The sequence below is a fragment of the Noviherbaspirillum phoenicis genome, from assembly GCF_047237965.1.
Classification (GTDB): Bacteria; Pseudomonadota; Gammaproteobacteria; order Burkholderiales; family Burkholderiaceae_D; genus Noviherbaspirillum_A.
In genome coordinates, this window is the sequence record NZ_JBDFLX010000001.1 from 3,836,086 (window position 1) to 3,862,130 (window position 26,045).

Below are 26,045 nucleotides of genomic sequence, written 5' to 3' on the forward strand. Positions count from 1 at the left end.
AGCGACTATCGGCGCCGGCCGGGCAGGTCAGTTGGCGAAATAACGGTAGATCAGTTCCTGCGGCAGCACGATGGACAGCATCAGCAGATAGAGATAGAGCAGCGACAGGCCGATGCTCCTTCGCTTGCCCGACACCAGCGTGGCCTGGCCCTTGAGCGCATACGCAAGCAGGATGCACGGCACCAGGAAATACCTGCCCTGGACGCCTTCGATCAGTGCGGCCGGATGCTTGCTCCATGTCACCAGCAACAGGAAGAACACCATCAGCATCGAGACGCCGGCGCATGCCGTCAGGCAGAGGCGCACCCGCCAGTCCTGGCGCAGCGTGGACCATTGCACCGACAGCGCGGCCATCGCGGCGCAGAACAGCAGGGACAGGTTATAGAACCAGTCCTGGAATTGCAGGTCGAGCCAGCCCAGCTTGCCAATGAAGGTCTGTTGATAGAATTGCCTGGTCTCGCTATCCGTCAGGGTAGCCCATAGCACGGAAGGGAAGGCCAGCGGCTTGCTGAGGTAATAGCCGACGATTTCGCCCAGGGAAACGCTGCGCGCCACCCGCAGGTCTATCGTGTAGCGCATGGCGATGAACAGCCATGCCAGCGCCGCCAACGTCAGCCCGGCGCACAAGGCGAGGTCAAGCGTGCGCTTGCGGAAGAAATAGATCACAAGCGGCAGCGCCAGGAGCGGCAACAGGTGCGTGCGGCTATTTACCAGCAGCAGCAGCGCTATCCCCAGCAGCCACGACATCCACTTCGGATAGGCCATGCTGCGGTCGCAGGCGCGCATGAAGAGCGACAGGCACAGGATCGCCAGCGCAGTCGTGGTGCCGTCCAATGTGGCTGACACCATCTGGAACACCGTCATCGGCAGCGCCAGCAGGGCCAGCGTGAGGAAATTGGTCGGGTAAATCCGGGCGGCGAAAAACAGCAGGCCCAGCGTGGCGCTGAGCGCCAGCAGCCGCGCCAGGCGGTAGGACAGGTCGACCGACAGATCGAGCGCCTGCCCGATCAGCAGGCCCGCGGCCTGGGGCAGGTAGACCAGCGGGAAGTAATAGCCAGTGCCGGGAGCGATCGAAAAGTTGGTCGTGTGCTGCCAGCGCGACTGCCTGGCATGCTCTATCGTCCCGCGCGCCACCGTGTGCTTTTCCTCGAATGGCAGATGGGTGAAGCCATCCATGTACTGCAGCAGGCCGTTGTCGATATAGCCGCCCGAACTGGTGTTGGGCGGGCTGACCAGGGTCAACTGCCCCTGCGACAGCAGATAGGCGCGCTTGACATGGTCGAATTCGTCCGGCGACTGGAACGGCGGAATGATGGACGAGAGCATGGTGCCGATGAAGATCAGGCAGGCGATCAGCTGCGTTCTTCGGTTCAGAAGACGAATGCTCCTTGTTCGGATGGAATGGAATGTGGCGATATGTGTATTCATGTTGTCGTTGTGAAGCGCGATGGCAGGCATGGCTTGCCAGGCCATCGCTACCGGCCCGCAGTTGGCGGCGATGGAGCGCCTTTATCGGCGCAGGTCCGCGCCGGCCTTCGTACGGCAATGCCTGTTCGCCATGCTCCAGGCGCAGGACAGCCGGCGCGGCTCCGATGTCCGGAGAACTTGTGCGGCGTCAGGAAGCCTGTTGCCTTGCCAGGCAAACATGGCAGTCTGACAAGGTGCGCCTGTTTTAGTTGCCGCCTCGCGCATTGAAGGAGATTGCGCTCAACAGTTCGGCGATTGGCTGCGCCTGGCGCAGGCCGCAGTGGTAGCCGAATCGATCTACCAGTCCAGCGACAGCAGCCGCTGCGCCATGCGCGGCCAGCACAGGCGGCGGATCTCGTCGCGGTCAGCCCAGCGGAATCCGTCCACTTCGGGGGTGTCCTTGCCGGTAATGTGATGCGGGAAATGGCTGGTGCAGCAGAGATGGTCAAGGCAGTCGAGCGTCTCGGGCGCGTGGACTTTGTAGAGATGCAGCCGCTTGTCGGGCCGGTAGTCAAAGCTGCCAAGATCCTCGAAGGCCTCGCTGTCGAAGGCCAGGCCCGCTTCCTCGGCCAGCTCGCGCATGGCCGCCTGCAGCGTGGATTCGCCAGGGTCCTGCATGCCCTTGGGAATATCCCAGTTGCGGGTGCCGGTGACATGGCAAAGCAGGATCTGGCCACGCTGATTGATCACCAGCGTGCCGCAGGAAGTCGACAGGGCTTTGTTGGAAAGTGACTTGAAAGGCATGGCGTCGGGGACGAAGGGAATGTGATTGGCCAGCCGCCACTATAGGCATATAACGGGTCATTCGCATCCCGTGCCACTTGCACTGATGGCGTTTGTGCTTCGGAACGCATTACTGCGACTGTGACTGGCCAGCACTGCTGAGCGTTGCTTTCCTGATAGCGGCGAGTTCCTTGAAGGTATTGCCATACATGTTGATAATCACCTGATCCGCTAGATCTGTTCCCGGCGATGGACTGCCCATCAGCGCTTCAAATTGCGTTTCCAGGGTTTCCTGATGTTTTTGTAGGGATTCCAACGCGCTTTTTGCAGAAACCCTTTTCTCAGCCACGCCTGTTTTTATGTCCAATATTTCCTGTGGGAGTTGGAGGATGAACTCGGGAACGCCTTGCGCCAGTTCAATGACTACCTTGGCCTGGGCTGTTCTGGCTTGCGCGTTCTTGTCCCAATTGAGAAAGGAGGATATTTCCGACTGTATTGTCTGAAATATATTTGCCTTTTCCGTTAACGGGGGTTGGGCGATTTGCAGCAGTCTTTCATGCGTCGAAAGTTGAAAGGCAAACAGTAATTGCTCAACTTTCTTTCCGTTACATGGAACGATGTCGCCATCCACGGTTTTGCAGGCGATCCTGTATTCGTGGGCATTCATTTTTCGCATCAATGCTTCCCGGGTGGCGGTGCATTCCTTCTGGCAGGAGCGCAGGATCCATACGATTTCACTGCGAAAGCCATCGCGGAGCAAACCGTCAGGCATCGTGCTTATCAAGCCTGCGTGGGTGTGTTGGAGACGGTGATACAAAAAATGCAGGCCGAGTTCAGAAAAGTTTTCCAAAGCATTTTCTGTCAAGCCTAACGGATTGTTATCTGTAGGGGCAGGCAGGTTGAATAAATTGTCCGCTTCCTTATATTTCCGATCGCGGTGCGCGTCGAATGCCTGCGCCGCTGTACTTCTTTTCTTGGGCAGCGATGCAAGACGTTCTTGGTAGGAGAAGCGAAATGTGTCCCTGAGAATGGTGGAGGGATCAAGATCGCCGGTGAATGACATGCCGCTGTCAAGCAGGGCCTGGTATTTTGTATTTGATCTATCGGACATGGCGGCCTCCACAGCGTCGCGGTTAATAACCGCATGCCTGGCAAGATATTCCATCAGGGTTGGCATTTGATTATGGAAGAGGTAGCCGAGCATTTCGTCCATGATGTACGCTTTTGTTTCTGGTGTGGTGTGCGCAACCAGTTTGTGCAAAGTTTCTATGTCTTCACTGCTGGCCAATAGATGAAAAGTACGTTTGGCCTCGTACGATTGGCATAAGAGCGCATCATTCGCTGGCTTGGCCCCCTGATTTAATAATTGTTTTAAAAGTTCAACGTCTCCTTTGAGGAAGGCGTCAGAAACCGCCACATCGATAGATCGAGACTCTTTTCTTTCCGTACCTAGTTCGCTTTCAGCAAGCTTACCGGCTGTCAAACCGGTTGAGCGAGCGCTTGCGGCCTTCCTGTCTTCAGGGGAAATGTTGCTGCCATTCGGTACGGGCGAAGAATCCAGTTCTGCGGAAGTTTTCTCTTTTGCGCCTTGATGAGGTCTGGTTGCACCCGATGCAGTGTCGTCACCGCGTGACGTGGAAAGCAACGAATGTGGCGAGTTAGGGTCGGCGTCTGACGACACCACATATTGTGGAGCCGTCCTGACGTGTGGCTTTTCAAGATGCGGTTCCACTTTGTCAGAGTCATGCAGCAGGGTTTGCTGAGTTGTTTGCCTGTCATGTAACTGCGGGGTATCAGATTTGGTGTGGGGAAGCTGTTCTTCAACATCCGTATCCGTCCGAATTGCCGATTCATGATGCACGGCCTTGTTCTGCATGGGGTCCAAAATAGCCTCCTTCAAAAAACCATTGTTCGTTGCGTCGGCAAATGCGAGTGCTGTGCTAGCTATTAACTATGTAGACAGTTCCGCCATTTTGTTGCTTTTGTGGCATTTTTTTGGGGAATGAAGGCTGGTTGCTTTTCGTTTAAAAATATTTGCAGCTTCTTAATGCACTGGGATTTTTCTCTTATGCAAGGATTTTTGCGTCGACGGCATTGCTTGCTGTGAAAACCTTTGTTAGAATCCCGGCTCCTGACGACGAAGAGCAGTAACCGAGTCGCAGAAACGGTCATTGATGATGGCCATGCCGTCAAAGCCTGACAAACCGTTTTAAAAAGACGGTGCATTACCAAGCGGCTGTAGCTCAGCTGGATAGAGTACTTGGCTACGAACCAAGGGGTCGTGGGTTCGATTCCTGCCAGCCGCACCAATTTAAGGGTCAGATCGCAAGATCTGGCCCTTTTTCTTTTGTGCTTTCCTTCCCCTCCCACCACGCATTCCCAACGATGACCGTGTTGGAGGTGCCTCAATAGAGGATGTGCGCTGTCGTACTGATACTCTGCCGTGGCCGATTTAAGATGGCGGTTTCCAACACATCTTGCGGCACAGTGCCTTGAGCAAGCTCGCGGGCCATGTGTCGCCATCATCATGGCCTACCGTTCCCGCTGCCTGCGCCTGTTCCAGGCCATTTCATTCGCCGCCGGCCTCGCCGCCGCAACCCTGACCCATGCCGCCGACGGCGCCGAAGCGCTGCGCCAGAAGTATGCGGAACTCAAGCCCCGGCTTGCCAGCAACCAGTTCGGCCAGCCGCTGTACATCGAATCCACCGAGAATCCGAAGCAGTTGAAGGGCGAAGCCTACGCGCTGCTCGACTATCCGCTGGAAAAGGTGGCAGCCGCGCTGAAGACGCGCGAGCAGTGGTGCGACGTGCTGATCCTGCATCTCAACACCAAGTACTGCCGCGCGGCCGACGTCGATGGCGGGCCGGGCCTGACGGTCTATATCGGCAAGAAGGACCCGCAGCCGCTGGACCAGGCCTACCGCGTCGACTTCGGCTACAAGGCCGAGAGCGCGCCCGATTACCTCGATGTCAGGATGTCGGCCGACAAGGGGCCGGTGGGCACCAGCGACTATCGCATCCTGGTCGAGGCCGGCGCGGTCGACAGCCGCAAGACGCTGCTGCACCTGACCTATTCCTATTCCTACGGCATGGCCGGCAAGCTGGGCATGCAGGGCTACCTGGCGACCGTCGGCGCCAACAAGGTCGGCTTCACCGTCACCGGCGACGAAGGCGGCAAGCCAGCCTATATCGGCGGCGTGCGCGGCGTGGTGGAACGCAACACCATGCGCTATTACCTGGCGATCGATTCCTATCTGAAGGAAGTGGATGCGCCAAAGAGCGAGCAGTTCGAGCGGCGGCTGAAGGACTGGTTCAGCGCGACCGAGCGTTATGCGCGCCAGTTGCGCGAGGTCGAGCGGGAAGAGTACATGGACATGAAGCGCGCCGAATATCAGCGGCAGCGGGAAGCGCGTTGAACGCGTGAAGCGGGAGGAAGAACTGCGCGGCGCAGTGCGCCGCGCATGGACTGCTCAGCAAGCCTGGCTCAGATCTTTACCTTGGCGATGATTTCCTTCAGGGCCGGTGCGGCCTTGAAGCGGGCGTTCTTGGACGCCTTGATCTTGAGCTTTTCGCCGGTGGCCGGGTTGCGGCCGGTGCGGGCTGCACGCTTGGTGACGCTGAAGGTTCCCAGGCCAGGAATCGAGCAGCGGCCTTCCTTCTTCAGGTCGGTGTGGATGATGCCAATCACGGTGTCGAGCACGCGGTTTGCTTCCACCTTGGTCAGGGTGTGGGTCTGCGCAATGTGATCGATCATTTCTGATTTTTTCATGGTACTTGCCTGTGAGATAGAGGGGCTTGAATTTTAGCGGAATAACAAGCGCAAACAGTAGCTGTCAGCCCGCTTTTCTTGCAAATAAAACGCCGGATGTGCCTATCTGGCCGCATGAAAGCCGGATCGGGCCCGAAAATGCCGCGGCCGCCGGCCTGATCCACGCCAACAGCGCTTTATCGATGCCCATGAAGCGGGCGATAGTGTCTATACTGCTTCCATCCGATTCGTCATGCGCCGGTCGAACGCAGCTGTCTTCCGGCGCGCAGCACACCGCAGGCAAAGCCATTTTCCGCATGACCAACCCAGCGAAAGGATGAACGATGAAGACCGTTTCCCAGATACTGCATGCCAAGGGCGGGACCGAAGTCCATACCATCAGTCCCGGCGAGACCGTGCTGGAAGCGATCCGCCGCATGGCCGAACATGGCATCGGCGCGCTGGTGGTGATGGAAGGCGGCGCCATCGTCGGCATGGTCAGCGAGCGCGACTATGCGCGCAAGGTCATCCTGATGGGCCGCAATTCCGACCAGACTGCGGTGCGCGAGATCATGAGTCCCACGGTGCTGTATGTGCGGCCGCAGCAGAGCAATGAAGACTGCATGGCGCTGATGGCAAACAGCCGGGTGCGCCACCTGCCGGTGATGGAGGGCGGCCGGCTGATCGGCCTGATCTCAATGGGCGACCTGGTCAAGGACATCATCTCGGACCAGCAGTTCACCATCGAGCAGCTGGAACACTACATCAGCGGCCAGCATGCCTGAGGTGACGCATGGCCACGGGACCCATTGCGCGGTCCGATGGCGTTCTTGCGGCCACGCCGGTCACGCGCTACCGCAACATCGGCATTTCCGCCCATATTGACGCCGGCAAGACCACGCTGACTGAGCGCATCCTGTTCTATGCCGGCATCAGCCACCGCATCGGCGAGGTCGACGAAGGTTCGGCCACGATGGACTGGATGGAGCAGGAACAGGAGCGCGGCATCACCATCACCGCCGCCGCCACCACCTGCTACTGGACAGGCATGGACGGCGGCCGGCCGGCGCACCGCATCAATATCATCGACACGCCCGGCCACGTGGATTTCACGGTGGAGGTCGAGCGCTCGATGCGGGTGCTCGACGGCGTCTGCATGCTGTATGACGCTGTCAGCGGGGTGCAGCCGCAGTCTGAAACCGTGTGGCGCCAGGCCGCCCGGTACCGGGTGCCGCGGATTGCCTTCGTCAACAAGATGGACCGTCCAGGCGCCGATTTCTTCCGGGTGCGCCAGCAGATCATCGAGCGGCTCAAGGGCACGCCGGTGCCGCTGCAGCTGCCGCTGGAGGAAGGCCCCGGCTTCAACGGCGTGATCGACCTGCTGGCCATGCGCGCCATCGTCTGGGATGAGGAGGGGCAGGGGCAACGCTTCCATCTGGCCGATATCCCGGCGCACCTGCTGGAAGGCGCTGCGCAGTGGCGCGCCGCACTGGTGGAAGCGGCGGTCGAGGATGACGACGCGCTGCTGCAGCAATACCTCGACGGCGCCGATATCTCCGTCGATGAACTAAAGCAGGCGCTGCGCCGCCGCACCATCGCCGGCGAGATCATGCCCATGCTGTGCGGCAGCGCCCACCGCAACCGTGGCGTGCAGCCGCTGCTCGATGCCGTGATCGACTATCTGCCGGCGCCGTCGGACCTGCCGCCGGTGGTCGGCATCGACGGCGAGGGCAGGCCGGTCGAACGCGCGCCCGACAGCAAGGCGCCGTTCGCCGCGCTGGCCTTCAAGATCATGACCGACCCGTTCGCCGGCCAGCTGGTCTACTTCCGTGTGTATTCCGGCACGCTGCATGCCGGCGACACGGTATGGAACACGCTGCGCGGCAAGCGCGAGCGTATCGGCCGCCTGCTGCAGATGCATGCGAACCACCGCACCGAGATCAGCGAAGTCCATGCCGGCGACATTGCCGCAGCGGTCGGCCTGAAGACCGTGTCGACCGGCGACACCCTGTGCGACCCGGACCACCCGCTGATGCTGGAGCAGATCGCCTTCCCGGAGCCGGTGATTGCGCAGGCGGTGGAGCCGCGCACCCAGGCCGACCATGACCGCATGGCGCATGCGCTGGAGCGGCTGGCGCAGGAAGACCCGTCGTTTCATGTGCGCATCGATCCCGAGTCGGGCCAGACCGTGATCTCCGGCATGGGCGAGCTGCACCTGGAAATCCTGGTGGAGCGCATGCGCCGCGAATTCAGCGTCGATGCCCAGGTCGGCGCGCCGCAGGTGGCTTACCGCGAAACCGTGCGCGGCGTCTGCGAGGCCAGCGAGGGCAAGTTCATCCGCCAGTCAGGCGGCCACGGGCAGTACGGCCATGTGGTGCTGAAAATCGAGCCGCTGCCGGCCGGCGCCGGCTTCGCCTTCGTCGATGCGGTCAGGGGCGGCGCCATTCCGCGCGAATTCATTCCCGCGGTGGAAAAGGGCGTGCGCGACGCAATGGCCGGCGGCGTGCTGGCCGGCTACCCGCTGACGGATTTGAAGGTCACGCTGACCGGCGGCTCCTGGCATGAGGTCGACGCCAGCGAAAACGCCTACCGGGTGGCGGCCGCGATGGCGCTGCGCGACGGCTGCAGGAAGGCCGGCGTGGTGCTGCTCGAACCCGTGATGGCGGTCGGCGTGGAGACGCCGGACGAGCATACCGGCGACGTGCTGGGCGACCTTGCAAGCCGGCGCGGCCAGGTGCGCGGCATGGACGAGATCGCCGGCGGCCGGCTGCTGCGGGCCGAGGTGCCCCTGGCGGAGATGTTCGGCTACGCCACCACGCTGCGCTCGCTGACGCAGGGCAGGGCCGGCTTCAGCATGGAGTTCCTGCGCTATGCAAGGCTGCCCGCCAGTCTGGCGCAGGCGGTGGCTGGCGGCAGGCAGGCTCGCTAAACCTCCCCGGCAGCGGGCAGGGCGCCGCTTGCTCTCTGCACAGATTGCGCCGACTCAATCTTTCCGGCGTGTTTGTTTCCTATGATGCTCCTGCCGCCATTGCGGCCATAACGATACGAAAAGGAGCAGGAGACATGCGCTTCAACATCAGGAAACGCCAGGCCGCACCCGTCACCATCGCGGTGCTGGCGGCATTCGGGCTCGCCGCCTGCGGCGGCAGCGACAATAACGACGACAACGCCAATCTGCCGCCCACCCAGGCCGCCATGACCTGCGCCCAGCTGGCCGGCATGACGATACCGGCTTCCAGCATTGGCCTGGCCACCACCGGCGCCACGGTGACCAGCGCAACCGTGGTCCCGGCAGCCGGCAGCGGCGCCAGCGCGGTCGGCGAATACTGCCGGGTGCTGGGCGACATCAATCCGGTGGATGCGAGCGCGCCCAAGATCAAGTTCCAGGTGAACCTGCCGGAAAACTGGAACCGCAAGGCCATGATGTTCGGCGGCGGCGGCTATAACGGCACCATCGCCACGGGTATAGCCAATGTGCCGGCCGGCCCGACCGACAGGCAGGTGCCGCTCGGACGCGGCTATGCCACCTTCGGCAGCGATTCCGGCCACCAGGCCAATGCCAACGGCAGCCGCGACGGCACCTTCGGCGCCAACGACGAGGCGCTGCGCAACTTCGCCGGCGACGCCATCAAGAAAACCCGCGACACCGCCATGGCCATCATCAAGTCGCGCTATGCGGAAACGGTGCAGAAGACCTATTTCGCCGGCGGCTCCACAGGCGGGCGCGAAGCGCTGCTGGCGGTGCAGAACTGGCCATCCGACTTCGACGGCGCCATCGTGCTGTACCCGGCCTGGAATGCAGCCAGCCTGGACCTGCAGTTCGGCCGCATCACCCGCCAGCTGGCCTTGCCGAATGCCTATCCGAACCGCGCCAAGCGGCGCGTGCTGTATGACGCCGCCGTCGCCGCCTGCGACGGCCTGGACGGCGCGCGCGACGGCGTGATCAGCAATGTGGTCGCCTGCAATGCCAGCTTCAATCCCGCGACCGCCACCGTCGACGCCTCGCCGGGCGGTCAGCCGGTGCGCTGCGCCAACGGCGCCGACACCGGCGACACCTGCCTGTCGGACGTGCAGATCGCTTCCTTCAACGTGATCAACACGCCGCTGCAGCTGAACTATGCGCTGGCCAGCGGCGAGCGCAATTATCCCGGCTTCAATACCTGGGGCACCGACTTCGGCAATCCCGGCAACGATCCGCTGCAGCCCACGGTGCTGACGCTGTCGATGGGCACCGAGCAGCCGGCCAACCCGATGCCGGCGGTGACCGCCACCAGCATGCCGCCGTATGGCAGCACGTTCTGGGACCAGTGGGTGAAGTATTTCGTCACCCGCAACCCCAACTTCAACTCGCTGCAGCTGGACCCGCAGAATCCCACCATCTGGCAGAACCGGATCGTGGAGCTGACCGGCATCCAGGACGCGAACAAGACCGACCTGTCGGCCTTCCAGTCGCGCGGCGGCAAGATCCTGATGGCGCATGGCTCGCACGACGCGCTGGTCAGCACCCGCGCCACCGAGCAGTACTTCAGCCGCATCCGCAATACCATGGGCACGGCCGCGGTGACCGGCTTCATGCGCTATTACGAGATCCCCGGCTATGGCCATTCCACCAGCACGGTGTTCAATGCCGCATGGGACTCGGTGACGACGCTGGAGAACTGGGTGGAGAAAGGCATTGCGCCGCCAGCCCAGGTGGTGGCCGACCGCACCGGCGTGCCCGGCCGCACCCGGCCGCTGTGCGAGTATCCGACCTTCCCGCGCTACAACCTGACGGGAGACATCAACGCGGCGGCCAGCTTCACCTGCGCGGCGCAATAGGCGGATAAAAACGCGCAAGGGCCGGGCGGGACGCAAGCCACATCGCGTCCCGCCCAGCCCTTTGTTTTGTCTGCGTCCCGCGTTACTTGGCCGCGAAGCAGTACAGCAGGCCGGCGCCGCCGGTGCCGCGCAGCGCTTCCTGGCTGCAGCCGCGGCTCGGATGCGAGGAATTCCATGACAGCGCCGGCGGCTCGGTGTTCAAGCCCATCCGGTCGTGGTGGCCCACCATCGCGGCCCCTTCGCCGCTGCTGGTCCAGTTACTGCAGGTCATGTCCTTTTCGCCGCCGAAGGCGCGGCCATCGGGCTGCGAACCGGTGAGGATGTCATGGAGGTTAGGCTGATCGGTGCGGCCGTTGACCTTGTCGCCCTTCTCCGTCAGCGCGGTTTCCTTGTTCAGATTGTTGGTCCCGTGCAGGGTTTCCACGTCCTTCGCGATCACGACGCCCTTGGCGTTCTGCCACGGGCCGCGGCCGATGCGGTCGCGCGCATTGACCGCCGCGCCCATGCCGTTGGCGCTCGTGCTCAGATAGGCGCGCCAGGTATGGTCGCCCGCGCCTGCCTTGGCGGCCAGGGTCTGGCAGATCTGGTCGGCGCCGGCCAGGCCGCCCAGGTTGGCGCCCTTGCCGCTGCCGGCGCTGGTCACGAAGAAGGTCATCGGGCTGCCCGCCTGCGCGGAGGCATTGCCGCCCGGCGCATAACGGCTGCCGGCGCAGCCGGCGGCGGCAGCGGCAAGGGCAAGGCAGAGGGCAAGGCGGGCATGGCGATTGCGGGTAAGACGCATGAGGTGTCTCCTGGTGTATGCGGCGGTGGAAGGGCAGACGTTAACCATGTTGACGAAATGAATGGTAAGTCAGGCGCGCCGCCGTCACAACATCCAAACGAAGGCCAAGCGCAACGTCCTGCGCGCTTGCTCGATTCGGCAGCATGCGCGCGCCCGCGTTGACACCCCATGCGGCAGCCTCTAAGGTCGCGGGGGTAGCGCGGCATGGGCCTTGCTCACGGGATCGGCGCAACGCAAGGAGAACACGGCATGCGGCTTGGATGGGTTGTTGGTCATGGCATTGGCGCCGGATAGGACGGGCGTGGCCGGCATCGAAGCGACGGCCGATGCATGGCGCGGTCTGCTCTACCTTGCCGCCATCGTCATCTTCCTGCTTGCCACGGTGGCGCACCTGCCGGCGCTGCTGCCGGCGGCGGCGCTGCTGGCGCTGCTGTCTATCCTTGCGTCCCTGCCATCCTGCGGACCGATTGCCCGCGTCCTGGCGCTGCTGTTCCTGGGCGGCGGCTACCTGATGCTGTGGCGCAGCGGCCGGCCCTGGTCCGATTATCTGCTGGCCCATGGCAGCATGCTCTACCTGATGGCGCTGTTCTCGGTGCTGCCGCTGCTGTCGATCCCGGTGCAGCTCGGGCGCTACGGCCATTCGATCGAGGCGGTGCTGCGCGCCCGCATCGCCGGGCTGTTCCAGCTCAACTGCGTGGTCACGGTGCTGGCATTCCTGTGCGGCTCCTTCATGAGCCTGGCGGCGGTGCCCATCATGATGACCAGCATCTCGCCCGTGACAGGCAGCTATCCGCTGCGCGATCCGGTGCGCTTTGCCACGGTCTCCACCGTGTTCGGCTATGTGCTGCCTATCCTGTGGACGCCGGTGTCGGGCGTGGTCGGCGTGGTGCTGTACAGCCTGAAGCTGGAATGGACCGCGCTGCTGCCCCTGCTGATGGCCATGTCGCTGGCCGGCCTGCTGCTGAACTGGATGCTGTTCTGGCTGTTCGAGCTGCGCGGCCAGCCGGCCGCCATCGAGGCGCCGGCGCAGCCGGCGGCCGACCTGCCGCAACTGCGGCCGGCCCTGCGCCATCTCGGGCAGATGCTGCTGGCCATCGTGCTGATGGTGGCCGCCATCGGGGTGCTGGACCATCTGCTGCGCATCGGCATGCTCACCGTGGTGACGCTGCTGGCGATTCCGTTCGCATTGGCCTGGAGCATGGCGCTGGGCAGGGGCCGCGACTTCCTGCGCGCGGCAAGGGTGCAGATGGCGTCGCGCCTGCCGCGGATGGCGGACCAGTTCGCCATCTTCCTGGCGGCGGGCTTCTTTGTCAGCGCCATGCATCTTTCCGGCGTCGATCATGCGGTCAACCAGGCTTTCCTGGCGCTGCACAATACGCTGGGCACCCGGCTGTTCCTGATTTCCATGCCCTTTATGGCGCTGGCCGTTGCCATGCTTGGCGTGCATCCGCTGGTGGCGATCGCGCTCCTGGGCGAGTCCCTGAAGCCCGAAGTGCTGGGCATCGATGTCAACCTGCTCGCGGTGACCCTGATCGGCAGCTCGGTGCTGACCTATATGCTGGGTCCATTCAGCGGCACGCTGGGCCTGATGCAGTCGCTGACCCGGATTTCGAGTTACAGGCTGGCCTGGTGGAACCTGCCGTACGCCATCGGCTATGTGTTGCTGCTGGCAACAGTGATCCTGCTGTACCGGCCATGATGCATGGTCTGTCAGGCAAGTGTGTTGTGAACAGGCAAGCGCACCTGAGCCCGAAGCAACGGGCTTGTCCATGCCGCGGGTTGTATAAGCCCGTCGCGCCCATACCTGCGTGTTAAAGCAAGCGGAGCCAATGATGAATCGACAGCATAACGACGAGCAGAACCAAGTCCGGAAACAGAGCAGGGAGGAGGCGCTGGAGCAGGAGCTGCAGCAACTCGCCTACCGCATGGCGCAGGCGCTGGCCGAGCTGGACTGCCCCGATTGTTGCGGCCCGGTGCATGCCTTCATCGAGCATGGCTGCGATGTCTATCGCGAGGAATGGGAGTGGGCCTGCTTCGTGCAGGTGGTGCACCGAAGGCGCGGCGGCAGCGGCGGTAGCGGCGGCGCCTGAAACGGCAGGACATGCTTGTTGCGGCGACGTTGTCCCGGCTGGCGCAACATCCCCGCAATGATGTGATATCCGCACACGCCGCGTGAGCTGGCTCAGCCCGGGCGCTGGTTGATGCCGCCGGCAGTCTGCCTGCGGCTAGCATCGGGCCTCCCATCATCAGGAGGAGCCATCCATGCAAGCCACCATCCATTCCATGCAACGTATTGGCCGCCCCGCGTGCCGCGCACCGGCGCAGAGCCGCAAGGCCATGCTTCCTTCGCCGCGGACCAGCGTTGCGCTGGGGCCGCATCCTGTCGTGCGGCGCTGTTACAGCCTGGACTTCAGCAGCGGCCCGGACAGGCCCGGCGGCGCGTGCAACACGGTTACTACCGCCAGTGCAGGCAATACGGACAATACGGGCAACACCGCCGGCATGGCCGGCGCGTCCGTCCGCACCGGTCCCCGTCCGCGCGCCAGCGACCTGATGCCGCACCAGATTCAGCAGCTGCTGATGGTTTCCAAGGGCATGGCGTGCCGCGTTGGCCAGCCCGTTGCCGACATCCAGGCGCAGTTGCTGATGCAGGCAAGCCATGACGAACCCGTTGCCGGTCCGGCAAGCCTTGCGCCGGGCAAGCCCGGCAGCGCACGCTTTGCCGATGTGGTCTCGCTCTACGATCCCGATGAGGAGCACAGGCAGGAAAAGCTCTGGCTTACCCGGTTTTTCGTGCAGGGGCGCGAGGCGGTCCATGCCCGCAACATGGCGCTGAACTACACCCTGATTTCCGACCGGCCGTGGCGCCTCGTGCTGGGCGGCCCTGATCTGGGCGTGATCAGCCAGGAGCGCATCCGCTGCGCCGAGATTGCCTTCCCCGGCAAGTGCCTGGTGCAGCTGAGCCTGGCCAAAGGCATGCTGCACGGGTTCGACGGCGAGCTGGCGGGCACATGCGCAGGCCTTGCCAGACAGCGTTACTGGGGATGGTTCGGCCATGAGAACCGGCGTTGCGACGAGCCCGGCGAACACGGCTGGGATGCCAACCTGCTGGCCACGATCGAGCCAGTCCGGATCGCGGTGATTGGCGATCGCGCCGTCGCCTGGAGCACGCTCAGCCAATGGCAGCGGACGGTGCCTCTCGAAAAGACCGCGGAAGCCGCGGCCTGGGAACTCGCGCGCATGTCGATGCCGTTTTAGAGCGCTTGCACCTCCGCGGCATTAAATGCCGGTTGGATAGGTTTCCGGCAGTTCGTCATGCACCATGTCGGCGGGCGCATCGAGCGGCTTGACGGCGCGGGTCGTGTCGAAATGGACGATGGCGTCGAACTGCCGGCCGAGCTCGCTCTGGAAGTAATGGCTGACCCGTTCCGACTCCGGCAGATAGACCACGCCGATCGCGCGTTCCAGCCGCTGGCCTAGCTGCTTCTGCAGTTCGGCATTGCCGCGCAGCGGCAGCAGGAAATCATGGCCGGTGCGGTGCATCAGGTTTTCGTGGCTGTCCTCGCGCGACGGCCTCACGTTCTTCAACTGCGCCGGGCTGTCCCATTCCGATGCCGCCGTCACCGTGCCGGCATGGGTGGTGTAGCCCAGCAGGAAAGCATGCTGCTCGCCATGGCGCTGGCGCACCAGCTGGCCCAGGTTGACTTCGCCATGCCAGCCCATCTCGGTGCAGCGGGCGTCGCCGATATGGGAGTTGTGCGCCCACACCACCAGCTTCGCATTGTCGCCACGGCGCCGCGCCAGATGCTCGCGCAGCGCATCCAGGGTGTCGGCCATATGGGTGTCGCGCACGTTCCAGGAGGCATTGCGGCCCTCGAACATCGCGCGGTAATACGCTTCCGCATTCTGCGCCACGCGGGCGTTCTGGTGCGCATAGAAGGCTTCATCGAAGCCGGAGACGCCATCGATGCCGGCATACTTTTCGAGGTTGGCCGTCATGCCCATCAGCTGGCGCATCACTTCGGCCTCGCAATCCTTCTTCATGCCGAAGGTGGTGGCATAGCCGTAGCGCTGCGGGTCCTCGGCCAGGTGATCGAAGCAGCTGTAGCGTTCGCGCGCGCGCCGCGCCGCTTCCGGATCGACCCGGTTCAGGTACTCCACCACCGATGACATCGAGCGGCGCAGGCTGTACAGGTCCAGGCCGTAGAAGCCGACCTGCTGCCGTTCGTCGGCGATGCCGCGGTTAAACTCGCGCAGCCACGCCACCAGGTCCAGCACATCATGGTTGCGCCACATCCAGCGCGGGAAGCGTTCATAGTCGCCCAGCGCCTGTTGGGCGCTGGCATCGTTGCCGCGGCCCTGCGCATAGCGGCTTACCCGCAAGGCGTCCGGCCAGTCGCATTCGACGGCGATGCCGGCGAAATTCCTTTCGCGCAGCAGGCGCTGGCTGATTTCCATGCGGGAGCGATAGAACTCATGGGTGCCGTGGGTGGCTTCGCCCAGCAGCACGATGTCGGCGTCGCCGATGGCATCGAGGATGGCATCGGTGTCGGTCACGCCGTGCAGCGGCACGGCGGCGGCCTTGATGGCCTTGATCACGGTGCGGTCGAACATGGCCTGTTCTCCTGTGAGCTTGATGGCCATGTGACTGCGGCGCGCGGGGGAAGTGCCGTGATTGCGCCAGGCAGGTTTGATGCGGACGAAAAAAAAGCCGGCCCGTGAGGGCCGGCTTTTCAGCTTGCTGACTGCTTACCTGCCGTCGCGGTCCAGGTCGCCCGGGATCGCGCGCTCGACGCGATGCCATGCTGCACGGCTGGCATGCTTGGCCTGGTCCCAGCTCAGGCGGGAGGCGCCGCGCACGTTGTCCCACTCGCCGCGCAGTTGCGGCTCGGCCGTATCGAAGTCGCTGTTGTAGCGGCTGCGGCTGTTGTAGCCCAGGCTGTATGCCGGCGCGTAGTCCTCGTAGGAATAGCCCGAGGCATAGTACGGCTCGCGGTCATAGGAATTGCGCCAGTAGGCATCTTCCTCGGCCGGATTGACCATCGCGCCGGCGCCGTGGCCCACTGCGCCGCCAGCCAGTGCGCCGATCGCTGCGCCTGCCGCCATGCCTACCGGGCCGCCGGCTGCGCCAACCGCCGCGCCAGCCATTGCGCCGCCGCCTGCGCCCACGCCGGTGGAGAGGTTATGCTCGCCGCGGTCATCCTGCGGCTTGGAGTTCACCACTTCGCCTGCGCCCTTGCCAGCCATGCCGCCGGCCACCGCGCCAACCGCAGCGCCTGCAGCCATGCCGATCGGGCCGCCGGCCGCGCCGACTGCCGCGCCTGCCATCGCACCGCCGCCGGCACCCACGCCCTTGGCCATGTTGTGGTCGCCCAGGTCATCGCCGGTTTTCGGATTCACGACTTCAGCCGCGCCCTTGCCGGCCAGGCCGCCCGATACAGCGCCGATGGCTGCGCCTGCGGCCATGCCAACCGGACCCGCGGGGGAGCCCATTGCCGCACCAGCCAGCGCGCCGCCGGTGGCGCCCAGGCCCGTACCGACCACATGCTCGCCGCTGCTTTCACGCCATTTCTGTTCGAGATGCATTGCGTCCTCGTCCGAGCGTGCATTCACGCCCATCAGGATGCCGCCGCGGCGGATGCCTTCCTCGTAGTGCTTCACGCGTTCCTCGGGGATGCCGGAGCCGATCAGCGCGCCCAGCAGGCCGCCGGTCACGCCGCCGGCGCCAGCGCCAGCCAGTGCCGCCGCCAGCGGGCCGGCAATCACCAGGCCCAGGCCCGGCAGGGCGATCGTGGTGCCCACTGCCGCAACAGCCGCTGCAATCGCGCCCAGCGCGCCGCCGATGCCTGCGCCGATGCCGGCGCCTTCCGCTGCCTTGCTGCCCAGTTCAGTTTCAATCGACTGGTCGCCTGCGAAATAGCGATTGCGGGTCTCGTCGGACATCACCAGGTTGACGTCATCCTTGGTGTAACCGCGCTCCGACACTGCGCTATAGGCACGCTCCGCGCTTTCGCGGTCGTTGAAGAGGCCGGTCACCATGCGTGGATTCTTGTTCTCATATGTATCAGCCATGTCGATCTCCTTGTTTGAATGAAGGATTGCAGTTTAGACAATATGGTTGAGCAGGTATGTCGGCGCGTAGCGCGTATCGATGTAGGACAAAGGGAGAAGTTTTTTAGCGGCGCGCCGGTGGAACCTGCATGGGATTTGACCGTGATGGATAGCCGCGGTTCGGGTCAAACCTGGATGGAGGCAAAGCGCAAAGGACTGCCTGGGCTTCCTGGATGTCGAGTCAATGGCAGTCCTGGCTTGCCGTGGTCAGGGAACGTCTATACAGCCCGATGTGCAAGCGGGCATGCAGTGGCGCCGACTCTTGCCATTGGGTGCCCGCACGTGCACAGGAAAAGTCGTGGATGAAGAGAAGTAAGGCTGTTGCTCGGCTCGCGGTTGGAAGCGCCGTAATGAAGTATAAAAATACCTGCGCATCATGTCTGTGGCGCCATAACGCGGTACGCCTGGATGGGACATGTTTCGCCTGTTCCGTCTCGCTTTCTAAAGGTGCAGACCTTCGGTATGGATATGAACATTGCCATATTCAATATCACCGTTTGGCCTGAAAGTTATGGCGCATTCGACCTTGACCGAGCCGGGTTTGCGTAGTGGGACGAAACGCGCATTGTGCTCAGGAGAAATGCGAAGTTGGTCTGGTCGGCATTCCCCCTTGTAAGCCAGCATAATCCCACCGTCCGCCATCTTTTTCAGATCGTAAGTACTGTTGAGATTGGCCTTGAAAAACAATGGCGATCCATTGGGTGAGGTTATTGGCGTATTCGACGATTTAAGAATGGCTGCGTTTAGAAAGATCGGTAACGTCTGCGAAGTGAGGTAGCTGACTACAGTGACGAGATTCGCCCCGTTCGCGAAATGAGTCTGGTCGCCAGGTCCGACGAAATTGGCAAATTGCTCAAGCGTTTTGCAAGTTGTTATTCGGCCGTCAGGGCTTTCCAAACGGTAGGCGCCAGACTTTGCCATGCGTTCGAAATCATTCACGAATATTGATGCGAATTGCGTATTGCTCGGGTCTTTCAAAAGCTCACCTTTTCTGGCCTTGTCCGCAAGATGCTTCGGTGTTGGAAGATTCTTCGTGGCAGTAGGCATGGACAAATATTTGCCCGGAAGAAGAACGGCGTCCCCCACGTGAATCGCGTGGCGAGGCCTGTACACAGGTGGACTGCATGCATCAACAAGCTTGCTTTGAAATAATTTGTCAAGAGCCTCGGGCTTAAGCTGCGACGTATTCTCGAGAAACAGGGCATCACAATTACCGCCAGGCTTTACCTGGCTCTGCAAAAAGAACAGGGCGTCAACCATGTTGTTTTCCGTCAAACGCGCTGATATCACCTGATAGAGCGCCTGCCTGGTTTGCGCGATATCTTTGGCGCGCGTGGAACTGCTGGCTTTTTCTTCCCGAACGCCAAGCCGGATGCTGCCGTTGGACTTCCGATCTTTGTCTTCAACGACGATGTCTTTTCCCCGCGCCGATTCCAGGAAATTTTCGAGATTGCCAAGTGACGTTTTGCTGGTGATATAGATTCTGGGAGAGTCCATTGCGGTTTCCTTGAAGGTGATCCGGTTCGGTAACGCTTTTCTGAAAATGGGATCTCGTTTAGAAAGTGCTTTTATTAGCTATTTGTTCGTTAAAAGACATTTATTAAGATATGGAACGCCCGGCGACACGCTGTTCCGTTCGATTGTGGCCTGCCACTCTGCGCAAACAAGCAACTCGCAAGGACAGCACTACCCCGCGCCTGCCCTACAATCCTTCCATTCCAACATCGCGCCGCTTTAGGCGCCCAAACGCATGCCGCAGATCTATCCTTCCGGCTGGCGCGAGCTGGCCGTCACCGGCGCCGCCGCCCGTGAAATCGAAACCCTGAACCTGTTCGCGGCGCGCCTGCCGGATGCGCTGACGGTCTACCATGGCGTGCACTGGACCAAGATCGAGAACGGCTTTTCGGTCTATGGCGAAATCGACTTCATCATCGTCGCGCCCAACGGCCGCATGCTGCTGATCGAGCAGAAGGCCGGCTTCCTGTCGGAAACGCCTGAGGGACTGGTGAAGAACTATCCCGGCCGCACGGAGCATGTGCGCCAGCAGATGCTGCAGATGGTGGAAGGCCTGGCGGCGCGCTTCAACAAGACCGGTGGCGACAAGCTGGAAGTGGATTACCTGCTGTACTTTCCCGACTACAAGGTGAAGAACCCGGCGCTGGCCGGCATCGAGCCGTCGCGCGTGGTCGATGCGGGCAACCGGACCCGGCTGGTCGAACTGATCACCGCCTTGCTGCCGGTGACGGCCGAGACGCCGCAGCACGGCCGGGTGCGCAAGTTCCTGGGCGACGTGCTGCAGCTGACGCCGGATGCCAGCGCCATGGTCGGCCGCGCCGAGGAACTGGTAACAAGGTTGTCGCAGGGCCTGGCGATGTGGGCGCGGCAGCTGGAGTTCTCGCCGTTCCGGCTGCGCGTGGTCGGCACCGCCGGCAGCGGCAAGACGCAACTGGCGCTGGCCGAGTTCCAGGCCGCTGTGGAAGCGGGGCTGAAACCGCTATATGTCTGCTACAACCGGCCGCTGGCCGACCGCGTGCAGGACCTGGTGCCGGCCGGCGGCCGGGTCGGCACCTTCCACATGCTGTGCGATACCTTTGCCCGCGAGTCGGGCGCAACGCCAGACTACAGCGCGCCCGGCGCCTGGGCCGAGATGGAAAAGGCCTTCGACAGCGCGCCCATCCCGCCATCGTGGATGCACGATGTGCTGATCATCGACGAAGGCCAGGACTTCGCCGAACCATGGCGCGACGCCATGCTGCGCCTGTTGCGGCCGGAAGGCCGGGCGCTGTGGCTGGAAGATCCGCTGCAGAACCTGTACGGCCGCTCGCCGGTGCCGCTGCCGGGCTGGGTCACGCTGCATTCGCAGTCGAATTACCGCAGCCCGCGCCAGATCGTCGACCTGCTGACCGCCATCGTGCCCGATACCGAGCGTATCCAGGCGGCCAGCCCGTTCCTGGGGGTCGAGGTGGACTGGCTGGTCTATCCCGACAACGATGCCGTCACCATGGCCGAAGCGGCCAAGCAGGCCATCACCCGCTGCCTGGCGGCCAACTTCGCCCGCAGCGACATTGCGCTGCTGTCGTTCCAGGGACGCGCCCATTCGGCGCTGCTGCAGGCCGACCGGCTCGGGCAGCATACCCTGCGCTCCTTTACCGGCGGCTATGACCTGCTGGGCAATCCGGTCTACCGCGACGGCCAGCTGCTGGCCGAGTCGGTGTACCGCTTCAAGGGCCAGTCGGCGCCGGCGGTGATCCTTGCCGAGATCGACTTCGAGGCGCTGGACGACCGCGCGGTGCGCAAGCTCTTCGTCGGCATGACGCGCGCCCGGCTGAAGCTGGTGCTGGTCATCAGCGAACGCGCGGCGGCCCTGCTGCGGGCGCGGCTGCATGCCGGCTGAAGCTGTCCGGCCGGCTTGATATGGGTCAATTTTTCGCTGGCGGATAGGGGTTAAGGTGCGCCGATCCGGTACGACGGATCAAGGAGCATCCAATGAACGACATCACATCCCCGCCGCTGCAGCAGGCCCTGGCCGCGCCGCCCGAAGTGCCCGCCCACGAGCAGCCCGAACGCAAGGCCAGCGCCTGGCTGGGCGCGCCCGCGCATGCCGAGGCAGCGCCGGCGGCCAGCGATATCGACCACATGCTGCATGCGTGGATCGCACGGTTTACCGGCACCATCTCGCCGGCCTCGCTGGCCATGGCGTTTTTCGACTGGGTGGTGCATTTGCAGATCTCGCCGTCCAAGCAGCAGGAATTGCTGACCGAGGCCGGCAGCCGCTTCGCCCGGCTGGGGCTGTATGCCCTCTGCTGCGCGCAGTTCGGCAGGCCGCCCTGTGCGCCGGTGTCGCCGCTGCCGCAGGACCGGCGCTTCGACGATCCTGCCTGGCAGCACTGGCCCTTCAACGTGATCTCGCAGAGCTTCCTGCTGAACCAGCAGTGGTGGCATCGCGCCACCTTCGGCGTGCGCGGCGTGGCCGCCCATCATGAGGATGTGGTCACCTTCACCATGCGCCAGCTGCTGGACATGGCGGCGCCGTCCAATTTCATCGCCACCAATCCGGTGCTGCTGCGGCACACCATGCAGACCGGCGGCGCCAACGTGCTGCAGGGCGCGGCGCAGTTCTGGCTCGATGCCATGCATCACCTGAGCGGCCAGCGGCCGCCGGCCAGCGATTTATACCGGCCCGGCATGAATGTGGCGGTCAGCAAGGGCAGGGTGGTGCTGCGCAACCGCCTGATGGAACTGATCCAGTACGAACCCACCACGCCCAAGGTGCATGCGCTGCCGCTTTTGATCGTGCCGGCCTGGATCATGAAGTACTACATCCTCGACCTGTCGCCGGAAAATTCCCTGGTGCGCTACCTGGTCGGCCAGGGCCATACGGTGTTCATGATTTCCTGGAAAAACCCGGGTCGCAAGGAGCGCAACCTGGGCATGGATGATTACCGGCGGCTGGGCGTGATGGCCGCGCTCGGCGCCATCAATGCCATCACCGGCCAGGAGAAGGTGAATGCAGTCGGCTACTGCCTGGGCGGCACGTTGCTGTCCATCGCGGCGGCGGCGATGGCGCGCGATCAGGACGACAGGCTGGCCAGCATCAGCCTGTTCGCCTCGCAGGTCGATTTCAAGGAGCCGGGCGAGCTGTCGCTGTTCATCGACGAAAGCCAGGTGGCGATGCTGGAAGCGGCGATGTGGCAGCAGGGCTACCTGGACACCACCCAGATGGCCGGCGCGTTCCAGCTGCTGCGCTCCAACGACCTGATCTGGTCGCGCCTGGTGAACCAGTACCTGCTGAACCAGCCGGACGTCCAGAACGACCTGATGGCCTGGAATGCCGACGCCACCCGCATGCCGTACCGCATGCATACCGAATACCTGCGCCACCTGTTCCTGGAAAACGACCTGGCCGAAGGCCGCTACCTGATAGACAACCGGCCGATCGCCCTGACCGACATCCGGGCGCCGATCTTTTCGGTAGGCACGCTAACTGACCATGTCGCGCCATGGCGCTCGGCCTTCAAGATCCATCTGCTGACCGATACCGAAGTCACCTTCCTGCTGACCAACGGCGGCCACAATGCTGGCGTGGTGTCGCCGCCCGGCAAGGCCAACCGCCACTACCGCATCGCCACGCGCGAGCACCGCGCTGCCTATGTCGACCCGGAAACATGGATGAATTCGGTGCCCGAGCAGCAGGGCTCTTGGTGGCCGGCCTGGGAATACTGGCTGGCCAGGCATGCCGGCGAGATGGTCGCGCCGCCGGCCATGGGCCAGGCGCTGGGCGATGCGCCCGGCAGGTATGTGATGGAAAGCTAGCGCAGCACCATCACCGGCACTGTGCTGTGGGCCAGCACCTTCTGCGCCTGACTGCCGAAGAAGAAGCGGCCCAGCGGGTCGCCGCCATGCATGCCGATGAAGATCGCGTCGCAGTTCAGGCGCTGCGCTGCGTCGAGTATCTCGCGGTGGGGTTCATAGGAGGTGACAGCCAGGCCGTCGCCGGCCAGGCCGGCATCGCGGATCAGGCGCTGCGCCTGTCCTATGCGGCCGCGCGCATGCGCCAGCGCATGCGCATTGAACGCCTCGGAAAGCGGCGCCAGGCTTTCCGGATAGGGCTCCGCGACCGCCAGCGCAATCACCTTCGCCTGCAGGGGGCGCGCAAACGCGATCGCCGCCGCCAGCGCCTTGTCCGACAGCGGCGAGCCGTCGAGCGGCACCAGCACAGTCTGGAAGCGGGGCGCGCCGGCGCTCATGGCTACATGGTGGGACGAGGCGGCGCATCGGGCCGCTGTTCCAGCTGTTCCTGGCAGGCGATGCAACGGCGCGCGGTGGGTTGCGCTTCCAGTCGCGGGGCGCCGATGTTGCGGTCGCAATCCTCGCAGGTGCCGTAGGTGCCATCGTCGATCCGCGCCAGCGCGGCGTCGATTTCCTGCAGTTCGGCGGCATGCCGCTGCGCCATCGAGATCGTCGTGTCGGTTTCCAGGTCGGCTTCCGAGCGGTCGCCGGCGTCGCTGGGTATTTTCTCCAGCGACAGGTCGTCGGGGTCGCTGGTGCGCTGGATCTCGTCCTGCACCGTGCCCAGCGCAGCAGCGCGGTCCTGCTGCAACTGCGCCTGCAGCTTGCCGATCTGTTCCTTCGTCAGTGCTTCCATGCTTGCTCCGTCTAGTGTTTGCATTACTGTAGCCAGCACGGTTGCCAAGCCGGTTGACTTCAATCAAGCAGGCCAGGCTGCTTCGCGCCTGTCAGCGACCCGGTTTCGAACCACGTAAGCCATGCGGCCGGCTGCGGAACTTTTCCACTGTTCCATTCTCTAGCTTGTCGCCATTAAAAAAACGTCAACATAAGAAACCATGAAAAATGCTGTGATCAAGGCCGTCCTGGCGCTTGAAATGCTTGTCCCTGCCATCTACGCGCATGCCGATGAAGTGAAGGATCTGGAGGAGGACCTGTCACTGAGCATCGAGGATGCCACGCCCAGCCAGCCCGGTTCGGTGCAGTTCAACGGCATTGCCCGCTACCAGCGGATGCGGCCGTCGGAGCCGGGCGGCGGCCGCAACGAACTGCAGCTGACGCCGCGCATGCAGTTCGGCGTGGCCCGCAACTTCCAGATGTCGGTGGCCGCGCCTTACCGCGTGGGCAATGCCGACGACACCAGCCAGGGCGAGTTCAGGATCGACGGCCTGTACCGGTTCAATACCGAAAGCGGCAACCTGCCGGCGTTTGCCGTCAATGTCGGCATCGAGCGTCCCTATGGGGCCGAAAGCGGCGGCACCGAGGTAATGGTCAAGGGCATCATGACGAAGTCGCTCGGCGTGGTGCAGGATGAAAACCGTCCGGCCCAGCTGCACCTGAACGTGATGGCGCGCCACAACCTGCGGCCCGATGTGACCGAACGCCGCGACCGCTATCTGGCCGGCGCGGCATTGAGCAAGCAGTTGAACCAGCGCTGGCTGCTGGCCGGCAGCCTGTTCCGGGAGCAGCAGCGCGAGCGCGATGCCGCGTACAACATGGGCGAGATCGGTACGCGCTGGAAGCTGTCGGAAAAGCTGATGCTGTCCGGCTCGGTGGGCCATGGCTTCAACCATGGCGCGCCGCCGCTGCGGCTGGTGGTGGGCTTCCAGCGCTCGCTGGATTAAAGACGGGCCGACGGGCCGTCAGTCCAGATAGTCCAGCATCTCCGGGCCGAACACTTCACGGTGCAGCCTGGCCGCCGGCACGCCGGAAGTCAGCAGGTTCTTCCACTGCGCCCGCATGAAGCCGATCGGGCCGCACAGGTAGACCTCGGCTTCCTGCCGCGGCCAGTCGGGCAGCGCTTCCACCCGCATGAAGCCCGGCTCGGCCTGGTCGCCGGCTGCCATGTGCTCATAGAAGGTTGCCACCTTCAGTTGCGGCATCGCGGCCTGGGCCGCCTTGATATCTTCCTGGTGCGGATGATGGCGGGCGTCGCGCGCGGCATGTCCGAACACGACCTGGCGCTCCGGATGGACCTGCGCGATGCGCTTCAACACCGAAATCATCGGCGTGATGCCGACGCCGGCCGACAGCAGCACGATGGGGCGGTCCGACTCGGTATCCGGCGTGAATTCGCCGAACGGATGGGTTACCCGCAGGATGGTGCCCGGCTGCACGTTGTCATGCAGCCAGTTCGACACTTCGCCCTGCGGCGTTTCATGGCCGGCCGGCTCGCGCTTGACCGAGATGCGCAGATAGTCCGCGTCCGGCGCGTCCGACAGGCTGTACTGGCGCAGCTGCACGTGGCCATCGGGGAAGCTGACCGACACGCTGATGTACTGGCCCGGCTTGAAGTCGAAGGCGGCTTCGCCGTCCATCGGCGTCAAGGTGAAGGAGCGCACGTTCTCGCTCTGCTGGCGCACTTCGGCTACCCGCATGTCGCGCAACTGGCCCGGCTGCACGCCGGCCTTGGCATACAGGTGCCGCTCGGTGTCGATCAGCAGGTCGGCCAGTTCGCCGTAGGCTTCGGCCCAGGCATTGATCAGCGGCTCGGTGGCGGCGTCGCCCAGCACTTCCTTGATCGCGCCCAGCAGATGCTGGCCGACGATGGGATAGTGCTCGGCCCGTATGCCCACCGATGCATGCTTGTGCACGATCCGATTGACCACCGGCCCCAGCGCCGCTGCGTTGTCGATGTTGGCGGCATAGGCAAACACGGCGGCGGCCAGGGATTGCTGCTGCGCGCCGCTGGCCTGGTTGCCCATGTTGAACAGGTTCTTCAGTTCGGGATGGGCGGCGAACATGTTGCCGTAGAAGCGGCGGGTGATCGTCACGCCATGCTCGCGCAGGACCGGGACGCTGGCATCGATGTAGGGGCGGGAAGCGGGTGTAACCATCATGACTCCTGATATGTTGCATAAAAAATGCATATTTAAGGACAAAAAAAAGCGGC

General features: G+C 63.4%; 21 protein-coding genes and 1 tRNA gene. 11 read left to right on the top strand and 11 right to left on the bottom strand.

Going from position 1 to position 26,045, the window contains the following annotated elements; translation table 11 throughout:
• Positions 1–27: 27 nt before the first annotated feature.
• The 3 genes from ABC383_RS17070 to ABC383_RS17080 all read right to left on the bottom strand — a co-directional run bounded on the left by ABC383_RS17070 (position 28) and on the right by ABC383_RS17080 (position 4,075).
• Complete coding sequence (locus ABC383_RS17070) at positions 28–1,428, bottom strand: DUF2142 domain-containing protein (protein WP_413015336.1); 1,401 nt, start codon at positions 1,426–1,428, stop codon at positions 28–30.
• A gap of 336 nt (positions 1,429–1,764) precedes the next feature.
• Complete coding sequence (locus ABC383_RS17075) at positions 1,765–2,211, bottom strand: NUDIX hydrolase (protein WP_413015338.1); 447 nt, start codon at positions 2,209–2,211, stop codon at positions 1,765–1,767.
• A 109-nt stretch (positions 2,212–2,320) separates the two neighbouring features.
• Positions 2,321–4,075 carry a hypothetical protein gene (locus ABC383_RS17080; RefSeq protein WP_413015340.1) on the bottom strand — a complete coding sequence of 585 codons (1,755 nt, stop codon included), beginning with the start codon at positions 4,073–4,075 and terminating at the stop codon, positions 2,321–2,323.
• Positions 4,076–4,422: 347 nt separating this feature from the next.
• Between ABC383_RS17080 and ABC383_RS17085 the strand changes: the two genes are divergently transcribed.
• Together ABC383_RS17085 and ABC383_RS17090 are read left to right on the top strand one after the other, a co-directional pair.
• A tRNA-Arg gene (locus tag ABC383_RS17085) sits at positions 4,423–4,499 on the top strand.
• A 218-nt stretch (positions 4,500–4,717) separates the two neighbouring features.
• Positions 4,718–5,605 (top strand): hypothetical protein, encoded by an 888-nt coding sequence (locus tag ABC383_RS17090; RefSeq protein WP_413015342.1) that lies wholly within the window; start codon positions 4,718–4,720, stop codon positions 5,603–5,605.
• Positions 5,606–5,673: 68 nt separating this feature from the next.
• Here ABC383_RS17090 and ABC383_RS17095 read toward each other — a convergent pair whose 3' ends face one another.
• Entirely contained in the window at positions 5,674–5,976 is a 303-nt protein-coding gene (locus ABC383_RS17095) for an HU family DNA-binding protein (protein ID WP_323744872.1), read from the bottom strand.
• Positions 5,977–6,281: 305 nt separating this feature from the next.
• On the opposite strand from ABC383_RS17095, the gene ABC383_RS17100 reads away from it, so the two are divergent.
• The 3 genes from ABC383_RS17100 to ABC383_RS17110 all read left to right on the top strand — a co-directional run bounded on the left by ABC383_RS17100 (position 6,282) and on the right by ABC383_RS17110 (position 10,755).
• Positions 6,282–6,722: a CBS domain-containing protein gene (locus ABC383_RS17100; protein WP_194714254.1), complete on the top strand. Its 441-nt coding sequence runs from the start codon at positions 6,282–6,284 to the stop codon at positions 6,720–6,722.
• An 8-nt stretch (positions 6,723–6,730) separates the two neighbouring features.
• On the top strand, positions 6,731–8,866 hold the full coding sequence (gene fusA / locus ABC383_RS17105) for an elongation factor G (protein ID WP_413015344.1): 2,136 nt from the start codon (positions 6,731–6,733) through the stop codon (positions 8,864–8,866).
• A 134-nt stretch (positions 8,867–9,000) separates the two neighbouring features.
• Positions 9,001–10,755 (top strand): tannase/feruloyl esterase family alpha/beta hydrolase, encoded by a 1,755-nt coding sequence (locus tag ABC383_RS17110; RefSeq protein ID WP_413015346.1) that lies wholly within the window; start codon positions 9,001–9,003, stop codon positions 10,753–10,755.
• An 82-nt stretch (positions 10,756–10,837) separates the two neighbouring features.
• Here the strand turns inward: ABC383_RS17110 and ABC383_RS17115 are convergent, their stop codons facing one another.
• On the bottom strand, positions 10,838–11,536 hold the full coding sequence (locus tag ABC383_RS17115; protein WP_413015347.1) for a hypothetical protein: 699 nt from the start codon (positions 11,534–11,536) through the stop codon (positions 10,838–10,840).
• 274 nt (positions 11,537–11,810) lie between these two features.
• Between ABC383_RS17115 and ABC383_RS17120 the strand changes: the two genes are divergently transcribed.
• The 3 genes from ABC383_RS17120 to ABC383_RS17130 all read left to right on the top strand — a co-directional run bounded on the left by ABC383_RS17120 (position 11,811) and on the right by ABC383_RS17130 (position 14,794).
• Positions 11,811–13,235, top strand: a complete 1,425-nt coding sequence (locus ABC383_RS17120) for a hypothetical protein (protein ID WP_413015348.1) — start codon at positions 11,811–11,813, stop codon at positions 13,233–13,235.
• A gap of 133 nt (positions 13,236–13,368) precedes the next feature.
• The gene (locus tag ABC383_RS17125) at positions 13,369–13,626 is read left to right on the top strand and encodes a hypothetical protein (RefSeq protein ID WP_413015350.1); all 258 of its coding nucleotides are present in this window, start codon (positions 13,369–13,371) and stop codon (positions 13,624–13,626) included.
• 172 nt (positions 13,627–13,798) lie between these two features.
• Complete coding sequence (locus tag ABC383_RS17130; RefSeq protein ID WP_413015352.1) at positions 13,799–14,794, top strand: hypothetical protein; 996 nt, start codon at positions 13,799–13,801, stop codon at positions 14,792–14,794.
• Positions 14,795–14,815: 21 nt separating this feature from the next.
• On the opposite strand, the gene ABC383_RS17135 is transcribed toward ABC383_RS17130, so the two are convergent.
• The 3 genes from ABC383_RS17135 to ABC383_RS17145 all read right to left on the bottom strand — a co-directional run bounded on the left by ABC383_RS17135 (position 14,816) and on the right by ABC383_RS17145 (position 19,144).
• Positions 14,816–16,180: an erythromycin esterase family protein gene (locus tag ABC383_RS17135; RefSeq protein WP_413015354.1), complete on the bottom strand. Its 1,365-nt coding sequence runs from the start codon at positions 16,178–16,180 to the stop codon at positions 14,816–14,818.
• Positions 16,181–16,285: 105 nt separating this feature from the next.
• Positions 16,286–17,608 (bottom strand): hypothetical protein, encoded by a 1,323-nt coding sequence (locus ABC383_RS17140; protein WP_413015356.1) that lies wholly within the window; start codon positions 17,606–17,608, stop codon positions 16,286–16,288.
• Between the two features lie 480 nt (positions 17,609–18,088).
• Positions 18,089–19,144, bottom strand: a complete 1,056-nt coding sequence (locus ABC383_RS17145; protein ID WP_413015358.1) for a hypothetical protein — start codon at positions 19,142–19,144, stop codon at positions 18,089–18,091.
• A 253-nt stretch (positions 19,145–19,397) separates the two neighbouring features.
• Between ABC383_RS17145 and ABC383_RS17150 the strand changes: the two genes are divergently transcribed.
• Both ABC383_RS17150 and ABC383_RS17155 read left to right on the top strand, forming a co-directional pair.
• The gene (locus tag ABC383_RS17150; RefSeq protein WP_413015360.1) at positions 19,398–21,041 is read left to right on the top strand and encodes an ATP-binding domain-containing protein; all 1,644 of its coding nucleotides are present in this window, start codon (positions 19,398–19,400) and stop codon (positions 21,039–21,041) included.
• Positions 21,042–21,133: 92 nt separating this feature from the next.
• The gene (locus tag ABC383_RS17155; RefSeq protein ID WP_413015362.1) at positions 21,134–22,960 is read left to right on the top strand and encodes a PHA/PHB synthase family protein; all 1,827 of its coding nucleotides are present in this window, start codon (positions 21,134–21,136) and stop codon (positions 22,958–22,960) included.
• On the opposite strand, the gene ABC383_RS17160 is transcribed toward ABC383_RS17155, so the two are convergent.
• Together ABC383_RS17160 and ABC383_RS17165 are read right to left on the bottom strand one after the other, a co-directional pair.
• Positions 22,957–23,394, bottom strand: a complete 438-nt coding sequence (locus tag ABC383_RS17160) for a universal stress protein (protein ID WP_413015364.1) — start codon at positions 23,392–23,394, stop codon at positions 22,957–22,959. The two genes, ABC383_RS17155 and ABC383_RS17160, sit on opposite strands and share 4 nt — an antisense overlap.
• A gap of 2 nt (positions 23,395–23,396) precedes the next feature.
• Positions 23,397–23,792, bottom strand: coding sequence for a TraR/DksA family transcriptional regulator (locus tag ABC383_RS17165; protein ID WP_413015366.1), 396 nt, complete (start codon positions 23,790–23,792; stop codon positions 23,397–23,399).
• A 199-nt stretch (positions 23,793–23,991) separates the two neighbouring features.
• Here ABC383_RS17165 and ABC383_RS17170 point away from each other — a divergent pair, with 199 nt between their 5' ends.
• Entirely contained in the window at positions 23,992–24,777 is a 786-nt protein-coding gene (locus ABC383_RS17170; RefSeq protein WP_413015368.1) for a hypothetical protein, read from the top strand.
• 18 nt (positions 24,778–24,795) lie between these two features.
• Here ABC383_RS17170 and hmpA read toward each other — a convergent pair whose 3' ends face one another.
• Positions 24,796–25,989, bottom strand: a complete 1,194-nt coding sequence (hmpA, locus tag ABC383_RS17175) for an NO-inducible flavohemoprotein (protein ID WP_413016404.1) — start codon at positions 25,987–25,989, stop codon at positions 24,796–24,798.
• Positions 25,990–26,045: the final 56 nt, after the last annotated feature.

Excerpts from the sequence above, each read along its gene's own strand:
- ABC383_RS17070 (WP_413015336.1), bottom strand. The coding sequence starts at position 1,428 with ATGAATACACATATCGCCACATTCCATTCCATCCGAACAAGGAGCATT.
- ABC383_RS17075 (WP_413015338.1), bottom strand. The coding sequence starts at position 2,211 with ATGCCTTTCAAGTCACTTTCCAACAAAGCCCTGTCGACTTCCTGCGGC.
- ABC383_RS17090 (WP_413015342.1), top strand. The coding sequence starts at position 4,718 with ATGGCCTACCGTTCCCGCTGCCTGCGCCTGTTCCAGGCCATTTCATTC.
- ABC383_RS17100 (WP_194714254.1), top strand. The coding sequence starts at position 6,282 with ATGAAGACCGTTTCCCAGATACTGCATGCCAAGGGCGGGACCGAAGTC.
- fusA (WP_413015344.1), top strand. The coding sequence starts at position 6,731 with ATGGCCACGGGACCCATTGCGCGGTCCGATGGCGTTCTTGCGGCCACG.
- ABC383_RS17110 (WP_413015346.1), top strand. The coding sequence starts at position 9,001 with ATGCGCTTCAACATCAGGAAACGCCAGGCCGCACCCGTCACCATCGCG.
- ABC383_RS17115 (WP_413015347.1), bottom strand. The coding sequence starts at position 11,536 with ATGCGTCTTACCCGCAATCGCCATGCCCGCCTTGCCCTCTGCCTTGCC.
- ABC383_RS17120 (WP_413015348.1), top strand. The coding sequence starts at position 11,811 with ATGGCATTGGCGCCGGATAGGACGGGCGTGGCCGGCATCGAAGCGACG.
- ABC383_RS17125 (WP_413015350.1), top strand. The coding sequence starts at position 13,369 with ATGAATCGACAGCATAACGACGAGCAGAACCAAGTCCGGAAACAGAGC.
- ABC383_RS17130 (WP_413015352.1), top strand. The coding sequence starts at position 13,799 with ATGCAAGCCACCATCCATTCCATGCAACGTATTGGCCGCCCCGCGTGC.
- ABC383_RS17135 (WP_413015354.1), bottom strand. The coding sequence starts at position 16,180 with ATGGCCATCAAGCTCACAGGAGAACAGGCCATGTTCGACCGCACCGTG.
- ABC383_RS17140 (WP_413015356.1), bottom strand. The coding sequence starts at position 17,608 with ATGGCTGATACATATGAGAACAAGAATCCACGCATGGTGACCGGCCTC.
- ABC383_RS17145 (WP_413015358.1), bottom strand. The coding sequence starts at position 19,144 with ATGGACTCTCCCAGAATCTATATCACCAGCAAAACGTCACTTGGCAAT.
- ABC383_RS17150 (WP_413015360.1), top strand. The coding sequence starts at position 19,398 with ATGCCGCAGATCTATCCTTCCGGCTGGCGCGAGCTGGCCGTCACCGGC.
- ABC383_RS17155 (WP_413015362.1), top strand. The coding sequence starts at position 21,134 with ATGAACGACATCACATCCCCGCCGCTGCAGCAGGCCCTGGCCGCGCCG.
- ABC383_RS17160 (WP_413015364.1), bottom strand. The coding sequence starts at position 23,394 with ATGAGCGCCGGCGCGCCCCGCTTCCAGACTGTGCTGGTGCCGCTCGAC.
- ABC383_RS17165 (WP_413015366.1), bottom strand. The coding sequence starts at position 23,792 with ATGGAAGCACTGACGAAGGAACAGATCGGCAAGCTGCAGGCGCAGTTG.
- ABC383_RS17170 (WP_413015368.1), top strand. The coding sequence starts at position 23,992 with ATGAAAAATGCTGTGATCAAGGCCGTCCTGGCGCTTGAAATGCTTGTC.
- hmpA (WP_413016404.1), bottom strand. The coding sequence starts at position 25,989 with ATGGTTACACCCGCTTCCCGCCCCTACATCGATGCCAGCGTCCCGGTC.